Annotated in this window: 23 protein-coding genes and 1 riboswitch; of the genes, 22 read left to right on the top strand and 1 reads right to left on the bottom strand. The window is 36.5% G+C overall.

Features of this window, described 5'->3' with window-relative positions:
- The first annotated feature begins 45 nt into the window (after positions 1–45).
- The 12 genes from NY607_RS20310 to NY607_RS20255 all read left to right on the top strand — a co-directional run bounded on the left by NY607_RS20310 (position 46) and on the right by NY607_RS20255 (position 13,159).
- Entirely contained in the window at positions 46–1,824 is a 1,779-nt protein-coding gene (locus NY607_RS20310; protein WP_259420269.1) for an acyl-CoA dehydrogenase family protein, read from the top strand.
- Between the two features lie 184 nt (positions 1,825–2,008).
- Entirely contained in the window at positions 2,009–2,365 is a 357-nt protein-coding gene (locus NY607_RS20305; protein WP_131521211.1) for an arsenate reductase family protein, read from the top strand.
- Between the two features lie 81 nt (positions 2,366–2,446).
- Positions 2,447–2,827, top strand: coding sequence for a glycine cleavage system protein GcvH (gcvH, locus tag NY607_RS20300; RefSeq protein WP_004228227.1), 381 nt, complete (start codon positions 2,447–2,449; stop codon positions 2,825–2,827).
- 91 nt (positions 2,828–2,918) lie between these two features.
- Positions 2,919–3,260 carry a toprim domain-containing protein gene (locus NY607_RS20295; RefSeq protein ID WP_004228229.1) on the top strand — a complete coding sequence of 114 codons (342 nt, stop codon included), beginning with the start codon at positions 2,919–2,921 and terminating at the stop codon, positions 3,258–3,260.
- Between the two features lie 14 nt (positions 3,261–3,274).
- Positions 3,275–3,586: a thioredoxin family protein gene (locus tag NY607_RS20290; protein WP_036078640.1), complete on the top strand. Its 312-nt coding sequence runs from the start codon at positions 3,275–3,277 to the stop codon at positions 3,584–3,586.
- A gap of 56 nt (positions 3,587–3,642) precedes the next feature.
- Positions 3,643–3,746, top strand: a riboswitch (SAM riboswitch).
- A gap of 82 nt (positions 3,747–3,828) precedes the next feature.
- Entirely contained in the window at positions 3,829–4,857 is a 1,029-nt protein-coding gene (locus tag NY607_RS20285) for a methionine ABC transporter ATP-binding protein (protein ID WP_131521246.1), read from the top strand.
- Complete coding sequence (locus NY607_RS20280) at positions 4,847–5,515, top strand: methionine ABC transporter permease (RefSeq protein ID WP_131521212.1); 669 nt, start codon at positions 4,847–4,849, stop codon at positions 5,513–5,515. Before NY607_RS20285 ends, NY607_RS20280 begins: the two co-directional genes overlap by 11 nt.
- A gap of 68 nt (positions 5,516–5,583) precedes the next feature.
- Complete coding sequence (locus NY607_RS20275) at positions 5,584–6,435, top strand: MetQ/NlpA family ABC transporter substrate-binding protein (RefSeq protein ID WP_259420268.1); 852 nt, start codon at positions 5,584–5,586, stop codon at positions 6,433–6,435.
- 213 nt (positions 6,436–6,648) lie between these two features.
- Positions 6,649–7,521, top strand: a complete 873-nt coding sequence (locus NY607_RS20270) for a response regulator (RefSeq protein WP_259420267.1) — start codon at positions 6,649–6,651, stop codon at positions 7,519–7,521.
- Positions 7,518–8,561 carry a HEAT repeat domain-containing protein gene (locus NY607_RS20265; RefSeq protein ID WP_259420266.1) on the top strand — a complete coding sequence of 348 codons (1,044 nt, stop codon included), beginning with the start codon at positions 7,518–7,520 and terminating at the stop codon, positions 8,559–8,561. Before NY607_RS20270 ends, NY607_RS20265 begins: the two co-directional genes overlap by 4 nt.
- Positions 8,562–9,983, top strand: a complete 1,422-nt coding sequence (locus NY607_RS20260) for a glycosyltransferase family 2 protein (protein ID WP_054549456.1) — start codon at positions 8,562–8,564, stop codon at positions 9,981–9,983.
- Positions 9,980–13,159, top strand: a complete 3,180-nt coding sequence (locus NY607_RS20255; protein WP_259420265.1) for a hypothetical protein — start codon at positions 9,980–9,982, stop codon at positions 13,157–13,159. Before NY607_RS20260 ends, NY607_RS20255 begins: the two co-directional genes overlap by 4 nt.
- 38 nt (positions 13,160–13,197) lie before the next feature.
- Here NY607_RS20255 and gltC read toward each other — a convergent pair whose 3' ends face one another.
- Positions 13,198–14,100 (bottom strand): glutamate biosynthesis transcriptional regulator GltC, encoded by a 903-nt coding sequence (gltC, locus tag NY607_RS20250; protein ID WP_131521218.1) that lies wholly within the window; start codon positions 14,098–14,100, stop codon positions 13,198–13,200.
- Between the two features lie 589 nt (positions 14,101–14,689).
- On the opposite strand from gltC, the gene sufC reads away from it, so the two are divergent.
- The 10 genes from sufC to NY607_RS20200 all read left to right on the top strand — a co-directional run bounded on the left by sufC (position 14,690) and on the right by NY607_RS20200 (position 25,552).
- A complete protein-coding gene (gene sufC / locus NY607_RS20245) occupies positions 14,690–15,469 on the top strand; it encodes a Fe-S cluster assembly ATPase SufC (protein WP_016994918.1) in 780 nt (259 codons plus the stop codon).
- 18 nt (positions 15,470–15,487) lie between these two features.
- Positions 15,488–16,795 (top strand): Fe-S cluster assembly protein SufD, encoded by a 1,308-nt coding sequence (sufD, locus tag NY607_RS20240; protein ID WP_131521219.1) that lies wholly within the window; start codon positions 15,488–15,490, stop codon positions 16,793–16,795.
- Entirely contained in the window at positions 16,795–18,024 is a 1,230-nt protein-coding gene (locus NY607_RS20235; protein ID WP_048394396.1) for a cysteine desulfurase, read from the top strand. The genes sufD and NY607_RS20235 overlap by 1 nt, the downstream gene beginning before the upstream one ends.
- The gene (gene sufU, locus NY607_RS20230) at positions 18,014–18,439 is read left to right on the top strand and encodes a Fe-S cluster assembly sulfur transfer protein SufU (protein ID WP_036078619.1); all 426 of its coding nucleotides are present in this window, start codon (positions 18,014–18,016) and stop codon (positions 18,437–18,439) included. The genes NY607_RS20235 and sufU overlap by 11 nt, the downstream gene beginning before the upstream one ends.
- 98 nt (positions 18,440–18,537) lie before the next feature.
- Entirely contained in the window at positions 18,538–19,935 is a 1,398-nt protein-coding gene (gene sufB / locus NY607_RS20225) for a Fe-S cluster assembly protein SufB (protein ID WP_016993620.1), read from the top strand.
- Positions 19,936–20,187: 252 nt separating this feature from the next.
- Positions 20,188–21,183 carry an ABC transporter substrate-binding protein gene (locus NY607_RS20220; RefSeq protein WP_259420264.1) on the top strand — a complete coding sequence of 332 codons (996 nt, stop codon included), beginning with the start codon at positions 20,188–20,190 and terminating at the stop codon, positions 21,181–21,183.
- Positions 21,184–21,339: 156 nt separating this feature from the next.
- Positions 21,340–22,197, top strand: coding sequence for a DUF72 domain-containing protein (locus NY607_RS20215; protein ID WP_259420263.1), 858 nt, complete (start codon positions 21,340–21,342; stop codon positions 22,195–22,197).
- Positions 22,197–23,021, top strand: coding sequence for a sulfite exporter TauE/SafE family protein (locus tag NY607_RS20210; RefSeq protein WP_131521222.1), 825 nt, complete (start codon positions 22,197–22,199; stop codon positions 23,019–23,021). Before NY607_RS20215 ends, NY607_RS20210 begins: the two co-directional genes overlap by 1 nt.
- Positions 23,022–23,041: 20 nt before the next feature.
- Entirely contained in the window at positions 23,042–24,409 is a 1,368-nt protein-coding gene (locus NY607_RS20205; protein ID WP_131521223.1) for a bifunctional metallophosphatase/5'-nucleotidase, read from the top strand.
- Positions 24,410–24,442: 33 nt separating this feature from the next.
- Positions 24,443–25,552 carry an HD-GYP domain-containing protein gene (locus NY607_RS20200; RefSeq protein WP_131521224.1) on the top strand — a complete coding sequence of 370 codons (1,110 nt, stop codon included), beginning with the start codon at positions 24,443–24,445 and terminating at the stop codon, positions 25,550–25,552.
- The last annotated feature ends 18 nt before the right edge of the window (positions 25,553–25,570 follow it).

Below are 25,570 nucleotides of genomic sequence, written 5' to 3'. Positions count from 1 at the left end.
TTAGGGGAATCAACTAACAAAAAGATATATTGGGAGGAATTAATCATGACTGAAAAAACAACTGATTTCATTAAAGGCGGCGGATTTCTTATTGAAGATGTGGAATTAGATCGTGTATTTACACCGGAAGATTTCACTGACGAGCATAAAATGATTGCTAAAACAACAGAGGAATACGTGACAAATGAAGTTTTACCAGTAGTGGAAAATTTAGAGCACCATGAATTTGAGCATTCAGTGCGTCTCCTAAAAAGTGCAGGCGAATTAGGCTTACTTGGAGCAGATGTGCCTGAAGAATACGAAGGGCTAGGATTAGACAAAGTTTCTTCAGCTTTAATCGCTGAAAAAATGTCTGTTGCAGGTGGTTTCTCTATCACACATGGTGCTCACGTTGGTATTGGGTCATTACCAATTGTTCTATTCGGTAATGAAGATCAAAAGAGAAAATATTTACCTAAGCTTGCTTCAGGTGAATTAATCGCTGCCTATGCATTAACAGAGCCAGGTTCAGGTTCAGATGCTCTAGGTGCAAAAACGACTGCAAAATTAAATGAAGCTGGCACACATTATATTTTAAATGGTGAAAAACAGTGGATTACGAATGCAGGCTTTGCTGATGTATTTGTGGTCTACGCAAAAATTGATGGCGATAAATTCTCCGCCTTTATCGTAGAACGTGCCTACAATGGTGTTTCAGTTGGTCCTGAAGAAAAGAAAATGGGGATTAAATCATCATCAACGCGTACATTAGTATTGGAAGATGCGGAAGTACCTGTAGAAAATCTATTAGGTGAAATTGGTCGTGGTCATATTATTGCGTTCAATATTTTAAACATTGGTCGTTATAAACTAGGCGTGGGCACAATTGGCGGATCGAAACGTGCATTGGAGTTAGCTATTCAGTATACAAACCAACGTCAGCAGTTTAAGACAAAGCTTTCTGATTTCAATCTGACAAAAGAGAAATTATCAACGATGGCTTCTCAATTGTATGCTTCAGAATCATTAAACTATCGTACTGTGGGTCTATTTGAGGATCGTTTAAGCCAATTAAGCCTAGAAGAGCAAAAGCAAGGTAAAGTAATTGCAGGAGCGATTGCTGAATATGCTATTGAATGCTCTATTGCTAAAGTATTCGGTTCAGAAACTTTAGACTATATTGCTGATGAAGCTGTCCAACTTCATGGCGGTTATGGCTTTATGGCTGAATATGAGGTAGAGCGTATTTACCGTGATTCTCGTATTAATCGAATTTTTGAAGGTACAAACGAAATTAACCGCATGATTGTACCTGGCACATTTATGAAAAAGGCGCTAAAAGGTGAGCTACCATTATTACAAGTTGCCCAAAATTTACAGCAAGAGCTGCTTATGCCAGAAGATATCGGTACAGAGCCGTTAGCACAAGAAAAATATTTAGTGAAAAATGCCAAGAAGATTGCTGTATTAGCTGCAGGATTAGCAGCACAACGCTTTGGTGCAAAGCTTGATCAAGAGCAAGAAGTATTGGTAAACATTGCGAATATAGCTAACCAATTATTTGCAATGGAATCAGCTGTCTTACGTACAGAAAAAGCAATTGCTCGTGACGGTGCTGAAAAAGCACATCAAAAATTGCTATACACACAAATTTTCTGCCAAGAAGCATTCTCAGAAATCGAAAAAGAAGCAAAAGACACAATTCTTGCTTCAGCGGATGGCGATGCAGCCCGTATGACATTATCTGCACTGCGTAAGCTAACGCGTAATAATCCATACAATTTAATTGCGAAGAAGCGTGAGGCTTCCGTTAAATTAATTGATGCTGAAAAATATATTGTATAATAGTGCAAATTTAACCTAGCTATCTGCAAAAGATAGCTAGGTTTTTTTATATGAGATGGATAATCGTAAAAGGAGCGGATAAATTTGCACAACTGGTGGATAAACTTACAAAAAAGAGTGAAGTTCACCATTGAAAACAACTATGATGGTATACTACAGAAAAAGACAGAAGAGGAGCATTGTAATGACGATTCAATTTTTCCATTATCCGAAATGTACAACATGTAAAAAGGCACAGAAGTGGTTAAATGAGCATGAGGTTGCCTATGAAGAGGTACATATCGCAGAGCAACCTCCCACTAAAGAAGAATTAACAGCTATTTGGCAAGCTAGTGGACAGCCTTTGAAGAAATTTTTTAATACCTCAGGCATGAAATATCGTGAGCTTGGCTTAAAGGACAAGTTAGCGGAAATGACGGAGGATGAGCAGCTTGAGCTACTTGCTTCAGATGGCATGTTAATGAAACGTCCCATCGTGACAGATGGAAAAAAAGTTACTTTAGGTTTTAAAGAAGTAGATTTTGAGCAAGCTTGGAAATAACCGTATTAAACCTTGTATTTATAGGAGAAGTATGGCACACTGAAAGTGAATATATTACATATTTATGGAGGGGTTTTTTGCATGAGCACACCTAAAGACTTACGATACTCTGAAGAACATGAATGGGTAAAAGTAGAAGATGGAAAAGTACGTATTGGTATTACTCACTTCGCACAATCTGAATTAGGAGATATCGTATTCGTTGAGCTTCCACAAGTTGGCGACGAAATCAAAACAGATGATCCATTCGGTAGCGTAGAATCAGTAAAAACTGTTTCTGAATTATATGCACCAATCTCAGGTACTGTAGTGGAAGTAAATGCAGATTTAGAAGATAGCCCAGAATTCGTTAATGAATCACCATATGAAAAAGCATGGATGATCGTTGTTGAGCCTGCTGACGCATCAGAAGTTGAGAAACTAATGACAGCAGAGCAATACGAAGAAATGATCGCTGAATAAGACAAGCTATAATCGAAAAACGTCGGAAACTACCGGCGTTTTTTGTTATATAATGACTTATAAGTGGGGATCTCTAAATGGAGGTGGCGTAATGTTCGAGGGAAAATGCTTGATAGTAGAAGGACGCTCAGATAAGCTACAAATTGAGCCTATTTTGAATGAGAATGTTACAATACTATGTACGAATGGTACAATTGGTGTGCATCAATTAGAAGAACTACTGGATCCCTATGAGGGCTGTGAGCTATTTACTTTTTTTGATGCAGATACTTCTGGCGATAAGCTACGTGCATTAATGGACAGACATTATCCAGAAGCTGAGCATCTGCGCACAATGCCAACATATAAGGAAGTAGAAACGACACCAAGAAAAGTGCTAGCGATGATTTTACTGCGAGCACATTTTTCAATCCATAATGAATATATTTTGTAAGGTTGCGTGAGTAAATGGAAGAATGGTCAACAGAGCAGTGGGAAGCGGCTAAACAGTCAGGAGAGAAAACTGCATTTTATTTATATACACCGATGTGTGGAACATGTGCAGTGGCATCTAAAATGATGTCCATTATTGAACAATTACTGCCACAGCTACAAATTGGTAAAGCAAATATCAACTTTTTGGAACACATTGCTTATGAGCATCAAATTGAAAGTGTTCCATGTCTACTCATCAGTGATGGCGGAAAAGTGACAGAAAAGATTTATGCTTTTCAATCCGTACCATTTTTATATGAATTGTTAAAAAAATCAATTGACTGAACTTTACTAGCGTGGTAAAGTATCAAATATATTACTAAAACATTAAATATATCGAACTCTTATGAAGAGTGGCGGAGGGAAGTGCCCTATGAAGCCCGGCAACCATCACAATGTGAAAAGGTGCCAAATCACCCAAAGATTTTTCTTTGAAAGATGAGAGAACGGTTTAACGTATTATACGTGACCCCTTCTACTTGTCTGTGAGTGAAGGGGTTTTCTATATGAGAAAAGGAGTATTCGCTATGATCCAGCTTCAAAATATTACAAAGAAATACAAAACAGCAAATGGCGAATTAACGGCAGTCAAAGACGTCAACCTTACTATTAATAAAGGTGAAATTTTTGGCATTATTGGCTATAGTGGTGCTGGTAAAAGTACCATGATTCGTTTATTAAACGGTTTAGAGAAACCGACAGCAGGAACAGTAACGGTGAACAATCAAGAATTTTCATCGATAAAAGGGCAAAAGCTTAGAGCGGCTAGACAAAAGGTAAGTATGATTTTCCAGCATTTCAATTTACTTTGGTCTAGAACAGTTGCCGAAAATATTGCATTCCCTTTAGAAATCGCAGGCTTCCCAAAGGCTCAACGTGAAGCACGTGTGAAGGAATTAATTGCCCTTGTAGGCTTAGAAGGGCGCGATAAGGCATATCCATCCCAGCTTTCTGGTGGACAAAAGCAGCGTGTAGGAATTGCACGCGCATTAGCGAATAATCCAGAGGTTTTACTATGTGATGAGGCGACATCGGCACTCGATCCTGAAACAACGGATGCTATTCTTGATTTACTCGTTGATATAAATGAACGCTTAGGCTTAACTATCGTCCTGATTACCCACGAAATGCATGTCATTCGCAAAATTTGTCATCGTGTAGCAGTGATGGAGGCAGGCGAAATTGTGGAACGTGGTGAGGTATTGCAAGTCTTCCAAGCCCCACAGGCGGCTATTACTAAGAAGTTTGTATCTCAAATTACAGACACTAAGGAAACACAGGATACGGTAGCACAAATTAAAACAAACTATCCAACTGGACAACTTGTCAAACTTATTTTTGTTGGTGAAAAAACAGAACAGCCAGTCATCTCACATCTTGTGAAACAATTTGATGTAGAAGTAAGTATTGTTCACGGAAATATTTCACAAACAAAAAATGGTGCATATGGTACATTGATTGTGCAAATTGATGGCTCTCAGAAAAACGTCACTGAAGCCCTTCGTTATTTAAATACAGTGGAAGTACAGACGGAGGTGATTGAAAATGCTAACTAATCTCTTTCCGAATGTAGACTGGGAAAATATGTGGCAAGCTACGTATGAAACTTTATACATGACAGCTATATCAACGGTTGTGACATTTATTCTTGGGTTAGTCATTGGTATTGTTCTATTTTTAACTAGTCCCAATCAGTTATGGGCAAATAAAATCGTTAACTTTTTAACGGGATCACTCGTTAATATTTTCCGTTCCATTCCATTTATCGTATTAATTATTTTATTAATTCCATTTACGAAGTTGTTACTAGGTACAATTCGTGGTGCCAATGCGGCGTTACCTGCTTTAATTATCGGTGCAGCACCGTTTTATGCTCGTATGGTATTAATTGCGTTACGTGAAATTGATAAAGGTGTCATTGAAGCGGCTCGTTCAATGGGAGCGAAAACTTCTACAATTATTTGGAAAGTATTGGTTCCTGAATCATTACCAGCTTTGATTTCTGGTATCACCGTAACGGCTGTTGCTCTTGTAGGTTATACAGCGATGGCAGGAATTATTGGTGCAGGTGGTCTTGGTAACTTAGCTTTCTTAGACGGCTTCCAGCGAAATCGCCAAGATGTGACATTAATGGCAACTATTTTGATCTTAGTAGTCGTATTTATTATTCAATGGATTGGTGATTTAATTACTGAGAAAATTGATAAACGCTAGCACGAAATTGAGGTTATTCCGGTTTTTACCGCTAACATATTTAAAACAAATAAAAGGGAGTGTCATAAATGAAAAAGTTATTAGCAGGATTATTTTTATCAATACTTGTACTAGCATTAGCAGCTTGCGGTACAGATAAAAAAGAAGATGAAAAATCAGCATCTGGCGATCAAACAGATAGTAAAGAAAACGTAACATTAAAAGTAGGTGCTTCTAATACACCACACGCAGTTATTTTAGACAAAGCAAAACCGATCTTAGCTAAAGAAGGTATTGATCTTGAAATTGAAACATATACAGATTATGTTCTACCAAACCAAGATTTAGACTCAAAAACACTTGATGCAAACTATTTCCAACACATTCCTTACTTAGAGCTACAAATTAAAGACAATGGCTATGATTTTGTTAATGCAGGTGGCGTTCATATTGAACCAATCGGTATTTACTCTAAAAAATATAAAACGTTAGAAGACCTGCCTGAAGGCGCAACAATTTTACTTTCTAACTCAGTATCTGACCATGGTCGTATGCTGTCATTGTTAGAGGCTAAAGGCTTAATCAAATTAAAAGAAGGCATTGATAAAACAGCAGCAGAATTAAAGGATATTGAAGAAAATCCTAAAAACTTTAAATTCGATGCAAATACTGCCCCAGAAATGCTTGTACAAATGTACGAAAACGATGAAGGCGATGCAGTACTTATCAATTCTAACTTTGCCATCGATAACGGTTTAAACCCAATTGAAGATGCTATTTCTCTTGAAGATAAAGAATCTCCATATGTTAACATCATCGCTGTACGTGCAGGTGATGAATCAAAACCTGAAATTAAAAAATTATTAGAAGTATTAACATCTAAAGAAATCCAAGACTTCATTTTAGAAGAGTGGAAAGGTGCAGTAGTACCGGTAAAATAAGAATTAAAAATTTTATAAAAGGGTACATAAGTTTAACGACTTATGTACTCTTTTTTTATTTGTAGTTAAATTGATGAGAAACTATGTATTTTTTATGACGTCTATTTATGATTAGATATTGTTTAGTCATATTTATTACTATAGTAATGTTGTTAATCTATGAAATAAATGATAGAAAGTAATAATAAGAAAAAACTAGATGGAGTGATTCTAATGAATGATATAAAATTCACCCATGACATCATGCAAGAACATGAAGTAGAGCGCTACTTTAAAATATGGCGAGAAAGTGTGATTAGATCACGCCTTACTTTAACAGCAGTCTTTTTAAAAACAGCTAATGCTACACAACTGAATGAAAATGTGAATGATCAAGTTACCTCGTTTTTACAATCAAAAATACGCAAGACAGACTTGCTTTTTCAATTATCCGACGGAGATCATTGGGGCATCTTCTTTTTACAAAGTAGTGATGTAGAAGCTAGGGCGTTTTTAAAACGAATATTTGCCATCTTAAAAGCAGAACGGAAGTTCCAACAGATTGCATTAAAGGCCTCTATAACAGAAATAAGAAATAATAACGTTATTTTTGAAGAGCTGTTAAATAAAAATAAACAGATGTTATCAGGGGATGAGCAATTAACATGGAGTATAGCAGAGGTAAAGGATTACTGTGAGCAACCAACTGAATTAGTGAAAGTTAGTATTATTGAGCAAAACGCCATTTTTAGACAAGTATTAGAGTCAACGCTTAAGCAAATAAATATCCCTTATTTTTCTTTAGATGTAAAGGTTTATGAGGATGGCTATAGCTTTTTGCAATCGGATGATTATAAATCAGGGCATATGCATCTAATTCTTATGAATGATATTTTACCTCTGAAAAATGGCTTAGAAATATTGCATATCTTACGACATATGCCAAATGAAAAGAAATTTATTATTTATATGATGTCAGAACGCAATTCTGAAGGGGCAGCGCTTAATGCTTATGAGGGCGGTGTTGATGAATATATTGTCAAACCATTTAATTTACGTTTGCTAGAAGCCAAAATTAAAAGAACGTTTGCGAGGTTTTGGCAATGATCAAGCTGACTGTTTCGACAATTTTAGCAATAATTTCCTTTTTATTAGTTGTGCTCTTTATCTTTTTAATGTATTTACTTGTTCAGCGGCAGCGTGAAAGCTATTTTGAAAAAGTTCGTGACCGTTATTTACAAAATTATTCTCAACTTTGGTATGATTACTTATTCAATAACGCATTATTTAGTATCGTATTGGTTCCTCGAGGAAGGGCCCAAGTAGAAGCTATTGAAAAAATTTTTTCATCCTATTTAAAGAATATAAGGAATGAACAGGTGGAACTAAAAATTAAACAATTCTCCAATCAATATTTAAAAGCATTCTACGAAAAAGATTTATCCAGTAAACGATGGAGTATTCGAATGAATGCCCTCTATCGAATTGCAGACTTACAAATAGATGAATTGTTAACGAAGTGCCAAGAATTCGAAAAAAATAACATTACAGATGAAGAACATTTCCAGTTATTGAAAATATACTCGCTTTTCCAACCAGATTTATTTATGGAGAAAATAAAAAATTCCAATGTAAATTACGCTGAAAGTGAATATAGAAGACTATTTATATTATTAGATGATAATGTATTTATTCGATTTTTCCATGATTTTAATAGTTTGTCGGCCAAAATGCAATTTGCTGTTATTGATACTGCTGCTGTAAAAAGAAATATGGAGTATTTAGATGAATTAAAAAAATTATTACACCATGATACACCGGAAATTAACATCAGAGCATTAAAAGGGCTATATGAAATAGGAATTATTGATGAGATGGATTCCTTTGTCCCTTTTGTGACTTCTGAAATGTGGGAAGCCAGGTTAATGGTTGCCAAAATTTTTAAGCATGTACCGCTTACTTACACTTATAGTTATTTAGAGCAGCTTCTTCAAGATGAGAATTGGTGGGTACGTTCCCAAGCGGCAAAAACGATTGTAGAAGATCGACATGGTATTGCCAAATTACAGCAATTCATTGAATCCTCAAATGATCAATATGCAATTGAAATGGCCCAAGAAATTGCAGCGAGAAAAGAGGGGAAGTAAATGAAAATAATTGATTATTGCATGATGTTTTTTGGGGGCATTATTTTATTTTATATGCTGTTCGTTATCGTGTCATATTGTACAATGTTCATCATTGCTATGCTGGATTTAAGAAAACGCTATCGTCTCGATCTATCAGAGTATGATGATGCACATATCGATGCCTTTTATTCAAAACCGGTATCGTTACTTGTTCCTGCTTACAATGAAGAAGTAGGAGTTGTAGATACAGTATATTCATTATTGAATTTACGTTATCCTCAAACTGAAATTATCATTATTAACGATGGATCTACAGATCAAACACTTCAAACGGTCATCGAACATTTTCAAATGAAGCCAATCAATAAAATTGTTCGAACTAACATCCCTACAAAAGACATTAAACAAATATATGAATCTGAAATCTATAAAAATTGTATTTTAGTAGATAAAGAAAATGGTGGTAAGGCTGATGCGCTAAATGTGGGTATTAATGTATCTCAATATCCGTATTTTTGCTCCATTGATGGGGACTCCATTTTAGATGAAAAATCCTTGCTGCGGGTGATGAAGCCTATCATTTTATCTGATGGTGAGGTCATTGCAGCAGGTGGTAATATACGTATTGCAAATGGCGCGAAGATGCAGTTTGGCTCTATTTATGAGACTCAATTACCTAGTAATTACCTAGTAATCATGCAAGTAATCGAATATTTGCGGGCATTTTTAATGGGGCGAATAGCGTTAAGTAAATTCAATTTAGTCCTTATTATTTCAGGAGCATTTAGTGTTTTCTCTAAAAAATGGGCTGTTGAAGCAGGTGGATATTCAACCAATATTATTGGGGAAGATATGGAACTGGTGGTGAATATCCATCGACTTATAAAAGAAAAAAAAGAAAATAAGCGTATTGAATTTGTACCTGACCCAGTTTGCTGGACGGAAGCACCTCAAACATTAGGAGTACTACGCAATCAACGAAGAAGGTGGCATCAAGGGTTATTTGAAAGTCTATGGAAGCATAAAAAAATGACCTTGAATCCTAGATATGGAATGATTGGATTTCTTTCGTTCCCGTATTTTTGGCTAGTGGAATGTCTAGGGCCTCTTGTCGAGTTAGGCGGATATATTTATATTGTCATAGCCTTTTTCTTAGGGAAAATTTATTATGAGGTTGCACTCATGCTGCTACTACTATTCGTTATTTATGGTGTTATTTTTTCAATAGCGGCAATATTGTTTGAATCGTGGAGTATGAATACGTATCCGAAAAAAAGAGAGTTGTTACGCATGATTCTTTTAGCGTTTACAGAAATTTTTTGGTATCGCCCACTAACATTATTCTGGCGCTGTGAGGGATTACTTCGTTTTGTCTTAAGAAAAAGTGACTGGGGTAATATGAAACGTGTCGGCATTGCTGAAAAGGAGAAAAGTGTATGAAACGAATCTATATAGGGGTTATGGTCGTTCTAGTCCTCATGATAATCCCTATTACATGGTGGTACTTAGAAGATGAAAAACAGCTTAATGTGGCCATTATAGATAAAACCGTTCCAAATGAGTCTTACCGAGAGCACTTAGGGATGAATTGGTTTTTAAACCATTATAAATATAGATTAAATAATGAACCTTATGACGTAGAACGCGATTATTATGGTACGGTCCCAAACGATGAAACTAAAAGTGTTGTAGAAAAGAATTTACCAAAGGATTATAGGGACTATGATGTCATTTATTTGGCAGATACGTACGGAGTTTATAAAGATGATTTACAACAAACAAAACGTTTAGGTGAACGTTCTGAAAAAATTGTGGGGGGACTTGAACAAAAAGAATGGCAGGCAATCGTCGAACGCTTAGCCAGCAAAAAAAAGAGTATGTTAATAGCTGAGTATAACACGTTTGCTTCCCCAACATCAGGGGAAGTTCGTAAAGAATTACAGGATTATTTAGGAATCACATGGTCTGGCTGGATCGGGCGTTATTTCGATGAGCTTGATTATCATAAAAACATAGAGATACCGCAATGGGTGATCGATGAACATAGCGATAATTGGTCATATAAAGGTGGAGGCTTTTTACTATTTAACGAAATAACTGAGGAGCTCCTTGTTCTAGAAATGAACAAGCATGTTAAATCTGAAGGAATTCAAGTGCAGTTTACTGAAAATGGGAAAAAATTCTTTCATTCATCTGCACGGGCGCAATACGATTATTGGTTTGATATTATTACTCCAAAATATGCTGAAGATGCTCTTGCAAATTATAAATGGGATTTAACAAAAAAAGGAACAGAGCTGTTAAAGGATAATGGCATTCCAGAACAATTTGCAGCAATTGTAGGCCAAGATAAAAGCTACACATCTAGTTATTATTTTGCGGGAGATTTTAATGATATCGCACGGGTACCGAATATTTATAAAATAAAAGGGTTACCTACAATCTATAAATATGCTGAGAAGTATGCGGACAGTTCGTTTTATTGGTCCATTTACATCCCAGTAATGCATCAAATATTTGATGCATTTGAGCACAAAGAGGTTCAGGATACTGTAAATCATGAAAAATTAAACTATAATGCAAGGATTCAGGGACAATCTTTTGAGGTGCTAAGAGATGGCAAATGGGAACCAATCGTATTTAAGGGTGTCAATATCGGAATGGGGAAACCTGGCGCCTTTCCTGGAGAAGCAGCCATTACAGAAGAGGAATATTATCGATGGTTTAAACAAATAGCAGACATGAATGCTAATACGATACGAGTCTATACATTACATCCACCAGGCTTTTATAGAGCACTTGCTAAATATAATGAAGAACATCCAAAAAAACCATTATATGTTTTACATGGGGTTTGGATTAATGAAGAGGGCTTAGCAGGTTCATTGGACGCCTATGATAAAGATACGTTAGAAGATTTCCAATTAGAAATGAAACAAATGGTAGATGTCATTCATGGAAATATCTATGTGGAGCCTCGCCCAGGACATGCATCTGGCTTGTATGATGTAGACGTATCAAAATATGTTATAGGATGGGTACTAGGAATTGAATGGTATCCACACATGGTTGTGGGAACAAATGAAAAACATGCAAATATTGGTCAATACAACGGTACTTTTTTTGAAACAAAGGGTGCCTCTCCGTTTGAGCATTGGCTAGCAGAACAAATGGATGTGGTGTCAGTTTATGAAAAGGAAAAATATAACTGGCTACGTCCAATGAGTTTCACGAACTGGGTCACAACTGACATTCTTGAACATCCGTCAGAGCCATCAGAGGAGGAAGATTTAGTAGGGGTCAATCCAAATGTTATTTATACAAAAGGAGAAATGACTGCGCCTGGACAATTTGCTTCCTATCATGTGTATCCTTACTACCCTGACTTCTTTAATTTCGATAAAGATTATTTAAATTATGTCGATTTCCGAGGGAATAAAAATAGCTATGCAGGTTATTTAAAAGAGCTCCATGAAGCTCATACTATGCCTGTTCTTATTGCGGAATTTGGTATCCCAGCATCACGTGGTAAAACACATGATAATGTATATGGTTGGAATCAGGGGCAAATGTCAGAACAAGCACAGGGAGAAACACTTCAACATTTATTTGAGGATATTATGCATGAAGGGCTCCTGGGAGGACTTGTTTTTACATGGCAAGATGAGTGGTTTAAACGAACATGGAATACGATGGATTATGATGATCCGAATCGTCGACCATTTTGGTCCAATGCTCAAACAAATGAGCAACAGTTTGGATTATTAAGCTTTGATAGACTGAAGGTAAAAGTAGATGGAGAGACAACGGAATGGACAGGTAAACAGCTATATGATACTGCACCAAACAATCCAACAGATTTTGCAGTAGACTATGATGAGCGCTATTTGTACATTAAATTAAAAAGTGAGGAGTTAGCCAATACCTCCCCTCGCATTTTATTAGATGTTGTACCAGATCAAGGAAATACGTCTGCTACATCTATAAAAAATATGACGTTTTCAAATGGTGTTGATTTTATAGTTGAGCTCAATAAAAATGGTCAATCTAGGGTTGTTATTGATGAATACTACGATTTCTATGATTATTTATATGGCCACCGTTTAAATTTAATTGCTCCCCGAATGGCTAATGCCATGAAAAATAGTGGAAAGTTCGCCCCTATTTACTATGTATTAAATAAACAACTATTTTTACCTGAGCAAAATAGAACGACTGATTTTAGTATCTACGAAACAGGAAAATTACTTCAAGGAAATGCTAATCCAGAAGCAAAAGATTATGATTCTTTAGTTGATTATTCTTGGACCGATGACAATGTTATCGAACTTCGCATCCCTTGGTTATTGATTCAAGCTAAAGATCCGAGTCAGCGTGAGTTTATAGGTAACCTGTATAAAGATGGCGATAAAGCGGCCGTTAAAGTAGACAATATTTATATTGGTGCTTTATTTGTAGATAAAGAAAACAACGTTGTTCAATCTATGCCAGCAGCTACTAATGGTATTTTACCACCACTGTCTGCTTATACATGGGAAACATGGCAAGTTCCAAAATATGAAGAGCGCTTAAAACAATCCTATTATATTTTACAAAAATTATTTAAATCATATTAAAGGAGCTAAGGGTTGATTCTTCTACCCTTAGCTCTTTTTTATTGAAATTGTGAAAGACGAGAAAAAAAGTTTTTCACAAAATCTAAGAAAATGACTTCTGATGGTGCAATTTCTCGATTTACGGGTGAAATAATACCAACAGTTCTAGGGATTGTAGGAGATTCAATAGGGACCTTGATGGTAAAGCGAGCTGCTGAATCATAAAGAGAGCTTTCTGGTAATAGACTAACACCTATGCCAGCGGCGACTAAGCCCTTTAATGCATCCAAATCTTCCCCCTCTGAAATGACATTAGGTAAAAAGCCTGCAGCTCGACAAGCATCCATCGCTACCTTATGCAAAATGTAACCATCTGGAAATAATACGAATAAATCATTTTTCAACTCTGCAAGCTGTATGCTTTCTCTTTTAGCTAATGGATGATTGGCTGGTAGGAGTGCGGCAATATTTTCAGTAAACAGAATGGTTGATTGAATGGATTCGTCCTTCGGGGGCAGGGGTCCCAAAAAGGCGAGGTTCAACTCCCTATTTTTGACTGCATCAATCAAAAATCGATAAGACCCTTGACGGAGTTGAAATTGTAAATCAGGATATTCTCGTTTAAAGGCTGAAATAACGGTTGGCAGAACATAGCTAGCTAAACTTGTTGGAAAGCCGATTTTAATTGAGCCCTTTGCAGGATCAAGATATTCTTCTACCTGCTTTGCTGCAAAATCGATGGCCTTTAATGCTGTAATGGTATGCTCAAGAAATGTCTTCCCTATTGGAGTTAATTTGACATTTCGTCCCACTCGTTCAAATAACGGAGTGCCTAACTCATCTTCAAGATTTGCGATTTGCCGACTAATGGCAGATTGGGCTACATGAAGATGCTCAGCAGCCTCGGAAATATGCTCACGTTCAGCAACCTCTACAAAATAGCGTAATTGACGTAACTCCACTAACATTTCACCTCTATTAATCTAAAAATAAGATTGATTATACCTTAATTATATATTATTTAAGATGAAAAAGGACTGTTCATGTCAAAATAAAAATAATAAGCTGTTAGATGCATTTTTACTGGAAATAAAAGGATTTTTATGGGCATATCATCTAAATTAATGGAGAAATGGCAGAAACGTTGGATACAATCCATCAATTTTTATAGCAAAATTTCTTTCTTGCAATATGAACTTAAATTGATTCCATTTTCATGAAATAGGTTATAGTATAGATATGTTGTTTATGCTAATTTGTCACAAAACCGCTACAATTAGCACTTTTCTCGAGGTTTTCACTATGTAGCTAGATGAAATCAATTCTCAATTAGAGGGATTTTATTGAAAATGAAGAAAGTCTATTCTCATTGTTTAGGTGAAGTAGTAATAAACTGAAAATGCTTACAAAGTCTTTATTTTTAAAGATTTTATTTAAGGAATGGGAAAGTAATTGAAATGGTTTGCATAGAGAACGATTTTCAGTTAAGATTAGAATGATGATAATTAAGGAATGGTTGACCCATTCACTGAACACTATGGAGGTATTTTCATGTCAACTTTAGTTATTAAAGATCTTCACGTTGCTATCGACGGAAAAGAGATTTTAAAAGGCGTAAATCTTACAATTAATACAAACGAAATTCACGCAATTATGGGACCAAACGGAACTGGTAAATCAACACTAGCTTCTGCTATTATGGGTCATCCAAAATATGAAGTAACTTCAGGTACTGTTGAGTTAGATGGCGAAGATGTGCTTGAAATGGAAGTAGACGAGCGTGCTCAAGCTGGTTTATTCCTAGCTATGCAATATCCATCTGAAATTGCTGGTGTTACAAATGCTGATTTCTTACGTTCAGCAATTAACGCGCGTCGTGAAGAAGGCGATGAAATTTCATTAATGAAATTTATCCGCGAATTAGATAAAAACATGGAATTCCTTGAAATGAACGAAGATATGGCTCAACGTTATTTAAATGAAGGTTTCTCTGGCGGTGAGAAAAAACGTAATGAGATTCTTCAATTAATGATGATTAAACCAACATTTGCAATCTTAGATGAAATTGACTCTGGTCTTGATATCGATGCATTGAAAGTTGTCTCAAAAGGCATCAACGCAATGCGTGGTGAAGGCTTTGGCTGCTTAATGATTACACACTATCAACGCCTATTAAACTACATTACACCAGACCATGTACACGTAATGATGCAAGGACGTGTTGTCAAATCAGGTGGTGCAGAGCTTGCACAACGCTTAGAAGCAGAAGGTTATGACTGGATTAAAAAAGAATTAGGAATCGAAGAAGAAACAGAAGAACAAGAAGCATAAGAAGGAGGACGAACTAGCATGACAGTGGAACTTAACTTGCCTGTAACAGTACAGGACGTGCGCTCGTTCTCAGAAGCAAATGGTGAACCAACATGGTTTACAGAACTTCGCGCGGCAGCACTAGACAAAGTAACTGGTTTAGATTTGCCAAAACCAGATAGAACGAATATTACAAAATGGGATTTCATGAACTTCCCAGCGTTGGCAGTTCATAGTGAGGCATTCCCTTCATTGGATGCTCTACCTGAAGAAGCAAAAGGTTTAATTGACCTTGAAGCACAAGAAAACCTATATATTCAACGTAATAATACACCAGCATATATTAAGGCATCACAAGAACTTGCGGATAAAGGTGTTATTTTTACTGATATTTTCACAGCAGTTCGTGAACATAGCGAACTTGTTCAAAAATACTTTATGACTGAAGCAGTTAAAGTAGATGAGCATAAATTAACAGCACTTCATGCAGCACTTGTTAATGGTGGTGTGTTTGTATACGTACCAAAAAACGTGATCATTGAGCAACCACTTCAAGTTGTTTTCCTTAATGACAATGCAGAAGCTTCATTATATAACCATGTTTTAGTAGTAGCAGAAGCGAATTCAGCTGTAACATATGTTGAAACATATGTTTCAACAGTTGAAGAGGCAAAAGGGCAAGCGAATATTATTGCAGAAGTTGTTGTTCAAGATAATGCACAGGTGACATATGGTGCAGTGGATGTCCTTGCAAAAGGCTTTACGACTTATGTAAATCGTCGTGCACGTTTAGCACGTGACGCGAAAGTTGACTGGGCTCTTGGTTTAATGAATGATTCAGACACAATCTCTGAAAACATTACACATTTGATTGGTGACGGTTCTCATGCAGATACAAAAACAGTCGTAGTTGGTCGTGGAGAACAAAAACTTAACTTCACTACTGAGGTTCGTCATTGGGGTAAAAACTCTAACGGGCATATCTTAAAGCATGGTGTCATGAAAGATGCAGCTCAATCAATCTTTAACGGTATTGGCTATATCGAGCATGGTGCAACAAAAGCCGATGCACAACAAGAATCACGTGTATTAATGCTGTCAGAAAAAGCTCGTGGGGATGCAAACCCAATTTTATTAATTGACGAAGATGATGTAACAGCAGGACACGCAGCATCTGTTGGTCGAGTAGATCCATTACAGCTTTACTATTTAATGAGCCGTGGTATCTCGAAAGCAGAAGCAGAGCGCCTTGTTATCCATGGATTCCTTGCGCCAGTTGTTACGCAATTACCAATTGAAGGCGTTCAAAAGCAACTGACGGAGGTTATTGAAAGGAAAGTTCGCTAATGATGAATAAAGACATTAAAAGCTATTTCCCAATTTTAAATCAGGATGTAAATGGTCATAGACTTGTATATCTTGATAGTGCAGCGACGTCTCAGAAGCCTGTTCAAGTGATTGAAGCGATTAAAGCTTATTATGAATTTGATAATTCCAATGTTCACCGTGGGGTGCATACACTAGGAAACCGTGCAACAGATAAATATGAAGGTGCTCGTGAAAAGGTTCGTAAGTTTATTAATGCACAATCAACACAGGAAATTATTTTTACGCGTGGGACAACAACCGCTTTAAATACAGTTGCGACAAGTTATGGACGTGCAAATGTTGTCGAGGGTGATGAAATAGTCATTACTCATATGGAGCATCATTCCAATATTATTCCTTGGCAACAATTAGCCAAAGAAAAAAATGCAACTTTAAAATACATTGAGCTTGAAGCAGATGGCACTCTTAGCCTAGAGAAAGTACGTGCGACAGTCACACCTAAAACAAAAATTGTTTCGGTGTCTATGGCATCAAACGTACTTGGAACAATAAATCCAATTAAAGAAATTGCTCAAATTGCACATGCTAATGGTGCTGTCATGGTAGCTGATGGTGCACAGGCTGCGCCACATATGAAAATTGATGTGCAAGATTTAGATGTAGATTTCTTAGGTTTCTCAGGGCATAAAATGTGCGGACCAACTGGAATAGGTGTACTATATGGTAAAAAGGAACACCTTGAAAAGATGGAGCCAATTGAGTTTGGTGGCGAAATGATTGATTTTGTTGGGCTTTATGAGTCAACGTGGAAGGAATTACCGTGGAAATTTGAAGGTGGAACGCCTATTATTGCAGGTGCAATAGGATTAGGAGCCGCTATTGATTTCTTAACTGATATCGGGTTAGATAACATTCTAGAGCATGAGCATAAGCTTGCAGGCTACGCAATGGATCAACTTGAAACAATTGACGGTTTGAAAATTTTCGGCCCACGTGACCCTATGAAGCGTTGTGGATTAGTAACATTTAATCTAGATGATGTACATCCACATGATGTGGCAACGGTGCTTGACATGAACGGGATTGCTGTTCGTGCAGGACATCATTGTGCACAGCCACTAATGAAATGTCTTCAGCAAGTAGCGACAGCGCGTGCAAGCTTCTATCTGTACAATACAGAGGAAGATATTGACCGTTTAGTTGCAGGGTTACGTTCTGCGAAGGAGTATTTTGGCGATGTCTTTTAATAATTTAGATCAACTATATCGTTCAGTCATTATGGATCACTATAAAAATCCTCGTAATAAAGGCTCTTTAGAAGAGGATGCTGTAACGATTGATATGAACAATCCTACATGTGGTGATCGTATTCATTTAACATTAAAAGTGACTGACGGTGTTGTAGAGGATGCGAAATTTGATGGTGAAGGCTGTTCTATTTCTATGTCTTCTGCATCAATGATGACACAGCTCATCAAAGGGAAAAAAGTAGAAGAAGCTATTGAGCTTTCTGATATTTTTTCTAAAATGATGATGGGTGAAGAGTACAGTGATAAATATGACCTAGAGGATGTGGAGGCACTGCAAGGTGTTTCACAATTCCCAGCACGAATTAAATGTGCAACATTGGCTTGGAAAGCAATGGAAAAAGGTGTGAAATAAATCTTACTTCCTTGTTCTTGAGTGAAAGCTACTATGGCTTCACTCAAAGCAAGGGATGATTACCTAGAAAATACATCTCAATGAACGGAGGAGAAACGATGGCTAAAAAAATGCCTGATATCGGCGATTACAAATACGGTTTCCATGACAAGGACGTATCAATTTTCCGTTCAAAACGCGGTTTAACTGAAGAAATCGTCCGTGAAATTTCAAATATGAAACAAGAGCCAGAATGGATGCTTGAATACCGTTTAAAAGCTCTTGAAACATTTTATACAAAACCGATGCCACAATGGGGTGGCGATCTTGGAGATTTAGATTTTGATGAAATTACGTACTATGTAAAACCATCAGAAGCTACTCAAAAATCATGGGATGAAGTACCTGATGAAATCAAAGCAACTTTTGATAAATTAGGTATCCCAGAAGCAGAACAAAAATATCTTGCAGGTGTATCTGCACAATATGAGTCTGAGGTAGTTTATCACAACATGAAAAAAGACCTTGAAGATCTTGGTATTGTGTTCAAAGATACTGACTCTGCTTTACGTGAAAACGAAGATATTTTCAAACAATATTGGGGCAAAGTGATTCCTTACACAGACAATAAATTTGCTGCTTTAAACTCAGCAGTATGGTCAGGTGGATCATTTATTTATGTGCCACCAGGTGTTAAAGTAGAAACACCATTACAAGCTTACTTCCGTATTAACTCAGAAAATATGGGTCAATTCGAACGTACACTTATTATTGTAGATGAAGGGGCTCACGTACACTATGTTGAAGGTTGTACAGCTCCTGTTTACACAACAAACTCCTTACACTCAGCAGTTGTAGAAATTGTTGTTCGTAAAGATGCATATTGCCGTTATACAACGATTCAAAACTGGGCGAACAATGTTTACAATCTTGTAACAAAACGTACAGTTGTAGAAGAAAACGGTACAATGGAATGGATTGATGGTAACATCGGTTCCAAATTAACAATGAAATACCCAGCATGTATCCTAAAAGGTGAAGGTGCTCGTGGTATGACATTATCGATTGCATTAGCAGGTAAAGGACAACACCAACATGCTGGCGCAAAAATGATCCATATGGCACCAAATACATCTTCAACAATCGTTTCTAAATCGATTGCTAAACAAGGTGGTAAGGTAACGTATATGGGACAAGTTCGTTTCGGTCCTAAAGCAAGTGGTGCACGTGCTAACATCGAATGTGATACGCTGATTATGGATAATCAATCGACTTCTGATACAATTCCTTATAACGAGATCTTTAATGATAATGTATCTTTAGAGCACGAAGCAAAAGTTTCAAAAGTATCTGAAGAACAATTATTCTATTTAATGTCTCGCGGAATTTCTGAAGAAGAAGCAACAGAAATGATCGTAATGGGCTTCATCGAGCCATTCACAAAAGAACTACCAATGGAATACGCAGTAGAAATGAACCGTCTGATTAAATTCGAGATGGAAGGTTCTATCGGTTAATTTATTAGCCACCCCTAGTCACAACATAAATTGTGACTAGGGGTTTTTTGTGTTTTTACGTTGAGAATAAAAATGGATATTTATAATATATCGAAATAGTACTGGATTTTTTAAAGATTACATACTAAAATGATAATGAGAATCAATATCAATTAAAGGGGGCTGATAAATCTAGAAGATGTTCAGTTCTTCAATAAACCAGATGAGATAGTTAATCATCCTAACAATCATCATTCAAAGGAGAATCGGTAAATGAAAAAGAAGTTTTTATTTATTAGTTTCATAGCATTATTTATACTCATTCTCGCCGCATGTGGGGAGAAGAAGGCAGTAGAAGAGGAATCCTCCACTGATACACGAAAAGAAGATGTGACACAAACAAAAGAAGAATCAACAAATGAAAATGGCACAAGAACGATTGAATATCTTGGTGAAAGCTATGAAGTGCCAGAAAAAGTGGAAAGAATTGTTGTAACAGGAGCTATGGAAGCAATGGAGGATATGGTTGTGCTGGATGTTCACCCAGTTGGAGCTATTGCTATTGGCGGCAAATTCCCTGAGCTATATGCTTCGGTAACAGACAAAGCAGAATCTATTGGTGAGAAGATTAAACCAAATTTTGAAAAAATAGTAGAATTAAATCCAGATGTCATTTTAGGCTCCACAAAGTTTCCAGAAGAGGTACAAAGTAAATTAGAGAAAATTGCACCTACAATTTTGGTTTCACATATTTCGACGAACTGGGAATCTAATTTGAATTTACTAGCTGAACTAACTGGTAAGCAAGCAGATGCTGAGAAGATATTATCTACATATAAAGCTGATATTGAAGCTGTTAAATCCACGTTAACTGAAAAACTACAAGATCAAAAAGTGGCGGCTATTCGTATTCGTGGAGGACAAGCGTATGTTTATCCAAAAGAAGTATTTTTAAATGCAGTTCTTTATGGAGAGCTTGGTTTAGCAGTACCTGATGAAGTTGCTAAAGCTAAATCTCAAGAGGCTATTTCTGTTGAGCAGCTTGCAGATATGAATCCTGATTATTTATTTGTGCAGTTTTCAACAGATGAAAATGCGGACGCGCCGAATGCTTTAGAAGACTTTAAAAAGAATCCAATTATCCAAAATATTACTGCATTTAAAAATGATCAAGTATTTGTTAATGTACTAGATCCATTAATGGAGGGTGGCCCTGCATACAGCCGAATTAAGTTTTTAGAGGCTATTCAGCAAAATCTTGTGAAATAAACGTCGCCTGTTATAGTAGCATGAGTTCAATGGAATATGGACTCATGCTTTTTCTTTGGCATAATTAAGTGATAAAAGAAGGTAGATTTTTTACATGATGTTTATTTGTAGTGACATACTGTGTGCTATGATTATGTACATAGAGGAGGATGTCACATGATTGTAGTAGGATTAACTGGTTGGGGCGATCACCCTTCACTTTATAGTGGAGTGACTACTTCAAAGGATAAATTATTTGATTACACAGGTCATTTTTTAACGGTTGAAGTAGATACTTCTTTTTATGCCATACCAGCCAAAGAGCATATTCGGAAATGGTGTGAGGATACACCTGAAAACTTCCGTTTTGTTGTGAAAGCTTACCAAGGCATGACGGGTCATTTACGTGGAGAGATTCCCTTTGAATCAAAAAATGATATGTTCAATGCATTTATTGAGTGTGCCAATGAATTTAAACGTTATGGAAAGCTAGCCATGGTATTAGCACAATTTCCACCATGGTTTGATTGCCAGGGAAAAAATGTGCAATATTTATTGTATATCCGACAACAGCTAAAGGATTTTGAAGTAGCGATTGAATTTCGAAATCAAACATGGTATGCAGAAAATGTTGTCAAGCAAACGATAGATTTCTTACGAGAACATCAATTTATTCATACGATTTGTGATGAGCCACAGGCTGGTGTAGGATCTGTTCCTTTCTACCCTGTAGTGACTGCAAATAAAGCGTTGATTCGTCTTCATGGTCGCAATATACATGGATGGCGGAACACGGGAAATGCAGAAAATTGGCGTAAAGTTCGCTTCTTATATGATTATAATAAAGAAGAATTACTGCAGCTTGGGGATAGCATGAAAAAGCTTGAACCAGAGGTCAATGAACTCTTCGTTTTATTTAATAATAATTCTGGTAATCATGCAGCGAAAAACGCAAAGGAGCTACAAGGTATGTTAAATATTAACGATGTCGGGTTGGCACCTAAACAATTAAACATGTTTGAAGGGGAACTATAATGGAATTTATTTTATTAGTCATCATTGCCTTGCTTGCTGGTCTAATTGGCTCATTAGTTGGGCTAGGCGGTGGTGTAGTATTAGTACCAGCAACATTATACATCGGCTTAAATTTAGGAATGATTCCAGATATTACACCACAAAGAGTAGTCGGTTTATCAGTGGTGATGATGATTTTCACGGGACTTGCCTCCACGCTAAGCTATATGAAATCTAAAACGGTGGATTATAAAAGTGGTTTTATATTCTTTATTGGAAGTATTCCAGGAACAATCCTTGGCGCATGGGTCAATAAAGGGTTAGATTTACCATCCTTTAATTTGTATTTTGGTATTTTACTTATTATTTTATCGATTATTTTGCTTGTGCGGGACAAACTGAAGCCTGTAAAATGGTTTGTAAAAAATGGTATGCAACAAGAATTTACTGACTCTGAGGGAAAAAACTATGTATATGGCTATCCCATTTGGTTTGCTATTACATTAACATTTGGTATTGGCTTTGCTTCTGGTTTATTTGGAATAGGTGGCGGCTCCATGATCGTGCCAGCAATGATTATTTTATTCTTATTCCCACCACATGTCGCGGTGGCAACATCGATGTTTATGGTATTTTTAACGTCCATCGTTAATTCTGCAAGCCATGTTTATTTCGGTCATGTACCTTGGCTTTATACTATTCCAGTTATTCCTGGTGCTTATGTTGGAGCAAAGCTGGGTGCTGCGTTAAATAAAAGAATTAAATCCGATACACTTGTACTAGCTTTAAGGATTATTCTCTTATTACTAGGAATTCGGTCTATTATAGAAGGCATATTAGCTTAATTTGAAGTGAGGTGGCTTTAATGCTTGAAAAGATCCATATTTTTCACACAAATGATTTGCATAGTCATTTTAAGTATTGGCCACGAATGCAAAGCTATGTGAAAGAAATGCGCAATAAATTAGGGAGTATAGGGGAAACAAGCTATTTGTTTGATGTCGGAGATCATTTAGATCGTTCCAATATTTATACAGAAGCAACAGTTGGGAAAGGGAATGTGCGATTGTTAAATGAGGCGGGTTACGATGTGGTGACAATCGGCAACAATGAAGGCATTACATTATCCCATGAAGAGCTCTTCCACTTGTATGACAATGCTAATTTTGATGTTGTAGTTGCAAATGTATATGCCTCCCACGGGATGAAGCCAGCATGGATGAAGCCTTATGTAATCTTAACAACAGCAATGGGTACGAAAATTGGCGTCATTGCAGCCACGGCCATGTTTGAAGTATATTATGAAGAATTAAATTGGCATATGGACGATGCTCGAAGTACACTACTACGTTTAGCGCATCAACTACGTGAAGAAGTAGACATTGTTGTATGCTTATCCCATTTAGGCATTACAGAGGATGAGCTCTTAGCGGATGAGTGTCCAGAAATTGATGTTATATTCGGCTCTCATACGCATCATGTCCTACCAGAGGGCAAAGTGATTAATGGGGTTTTACTGACAGGTGGAGGTAAGTTTGGTCAATATACTGGACATCTTATCATAGAATATGATAAAAAATTGAGGAAAATTGTTGAAAAAAAGGATACTTTAATTCATAATAAGGATTTGCCAATTGTTAAAAATGAACAGATGATGGTACAGTTTTTGGAGGATGAAGGAAACAGAATATTGGATACTCCAGTTTTTACAACAAAAAAAGCCTACAACAAGGAATGGTTCCATTATTCACAGCTGTCTGATTTATTTGCACATGCAATTTTGGAAAAAAGCGGAGCCGACTGTGCATTATTCAATGCAGGGATATTTTTAGATGGTCTTCCTAAGGGAATAGTGACTGCTTTAGATTTGCACCGAATTTTTCCACATCCCATTAATTTATGTACAATTGAATTATCCGTCGCTGAAATGAAAGAAATTTATATGCAATCCAAAAATGAAGAATGGCCCTATATCGAACTAAAAGGATTAGGGTTTCGAGGCGTCATTTTTGGAAAAATATTGACATATGGATTTTCCATGAATGAAAATCGACAATTATTAATTAATGGTAAGCTAGCAGATCAAAATCACACTTATAAACTGGTCACATTGGATCTGTTTACATTTGGTTATTTTTATCCAAGTTTTAAATATGCAAAAAAACAATATATTTTACCTGAATTTTTACGAAACATTATGATAGATTATGGTCAAAGATTCTTTAAACAATAGAGAGAGTTTAAAGAATGGAATGGGGAAGAAGTCATGCGATTAATTTCAATCGATGTATTAAAAGAAGGAATGGTATTAGGAAGAACCATTTGGAATGAGGCAGGTCATCCGCTTTTAAAGAAAGATGTTGTCATTAATGACCGTATTATTCAAAGACTTCAACAGTTAAATACACATTATTTATATATTGACGATGAGATTTCTGAGGGTATCGAAGTAGAAGAGACTGTTCCACCTGCTATGCGAAATAAAGTCATCAAAACTATAAAGGATTCGTTCCAGTCCATTGATGGTTTGAATCCAGTAAATGCTTCTTATATATTAGATCAGCAATCAAAGACAATTGTTTCGATTGTAGATGAATTACTTTCTGCAGTTACTGGAAATAATGAAATTCTAACCATTTTAACAGATGCTTATTTATTTGATGAATATTTATATCAGCATTCTTTCCAAGTGACATTGTATTCTATTGCCATTGCCAAAGAACTTGGCTACTCTGCTGAGGATTTACGTTTGATCGGGATCGGTGCATTATTACACGATGTCGGTAAACTAATGGTACCAAAAGATATTTTAACAAAGCCAGGACGTTTAACGAATGATGAATTTGAAATGATGAAGATGCATGCTCGTTATGGTTTTGATTTATTGCGGAATTTACATTCAATCTCTCTGCTTGTGGCGCACTGTGCTTTCCAACACCATGAGCGTATTGATGGAAGTGGCTATCCAAGAGGACTTGTTGACTTTGAAATTCATCCATTTGCCAAGATAATTGGCGTTGCAGATGTTTTTGATGCGGTGACGACGAATCGTGTATACCGAGAGAAAATGCTCCCTTCACAAGGACTAGCTATTGTTGAAGCTGGCTCTGGTACTCTTTATGATGCTCGAATTGTAAAAGCTTTAAAAAGAGCTGTCGTTCATTATCCAAATGGTGTTATTTTAAAATTATCAGATGGACGCCGTGGGATTGTATCGAGACAAAACACGTTGGATGCGGCATTACCATGGATTCGTATTTTTGAAGAACAAGATCAATTGCTCACAGCTACATATGAAGTTAATTTAGTGGATTATCCTGATGTAACAATTGAAAATGTTGAGACGGATTATGTGGTTCCAGCAAAAGTAGAATAAATTCCTCCTCCTGTTCAT

This window comes from Lysinibacillus sp. A4 (assembly GCF_024919535.1).
Lineage (GTDB): Bacteria > Bacillota > Bacilli > Bacillales_A > Planococcaceae > Lysinibacillus > Lysinibacillus capsici.
This window is presented reverse-complemented; position numbering and strand designations above follow the sequence as displayed.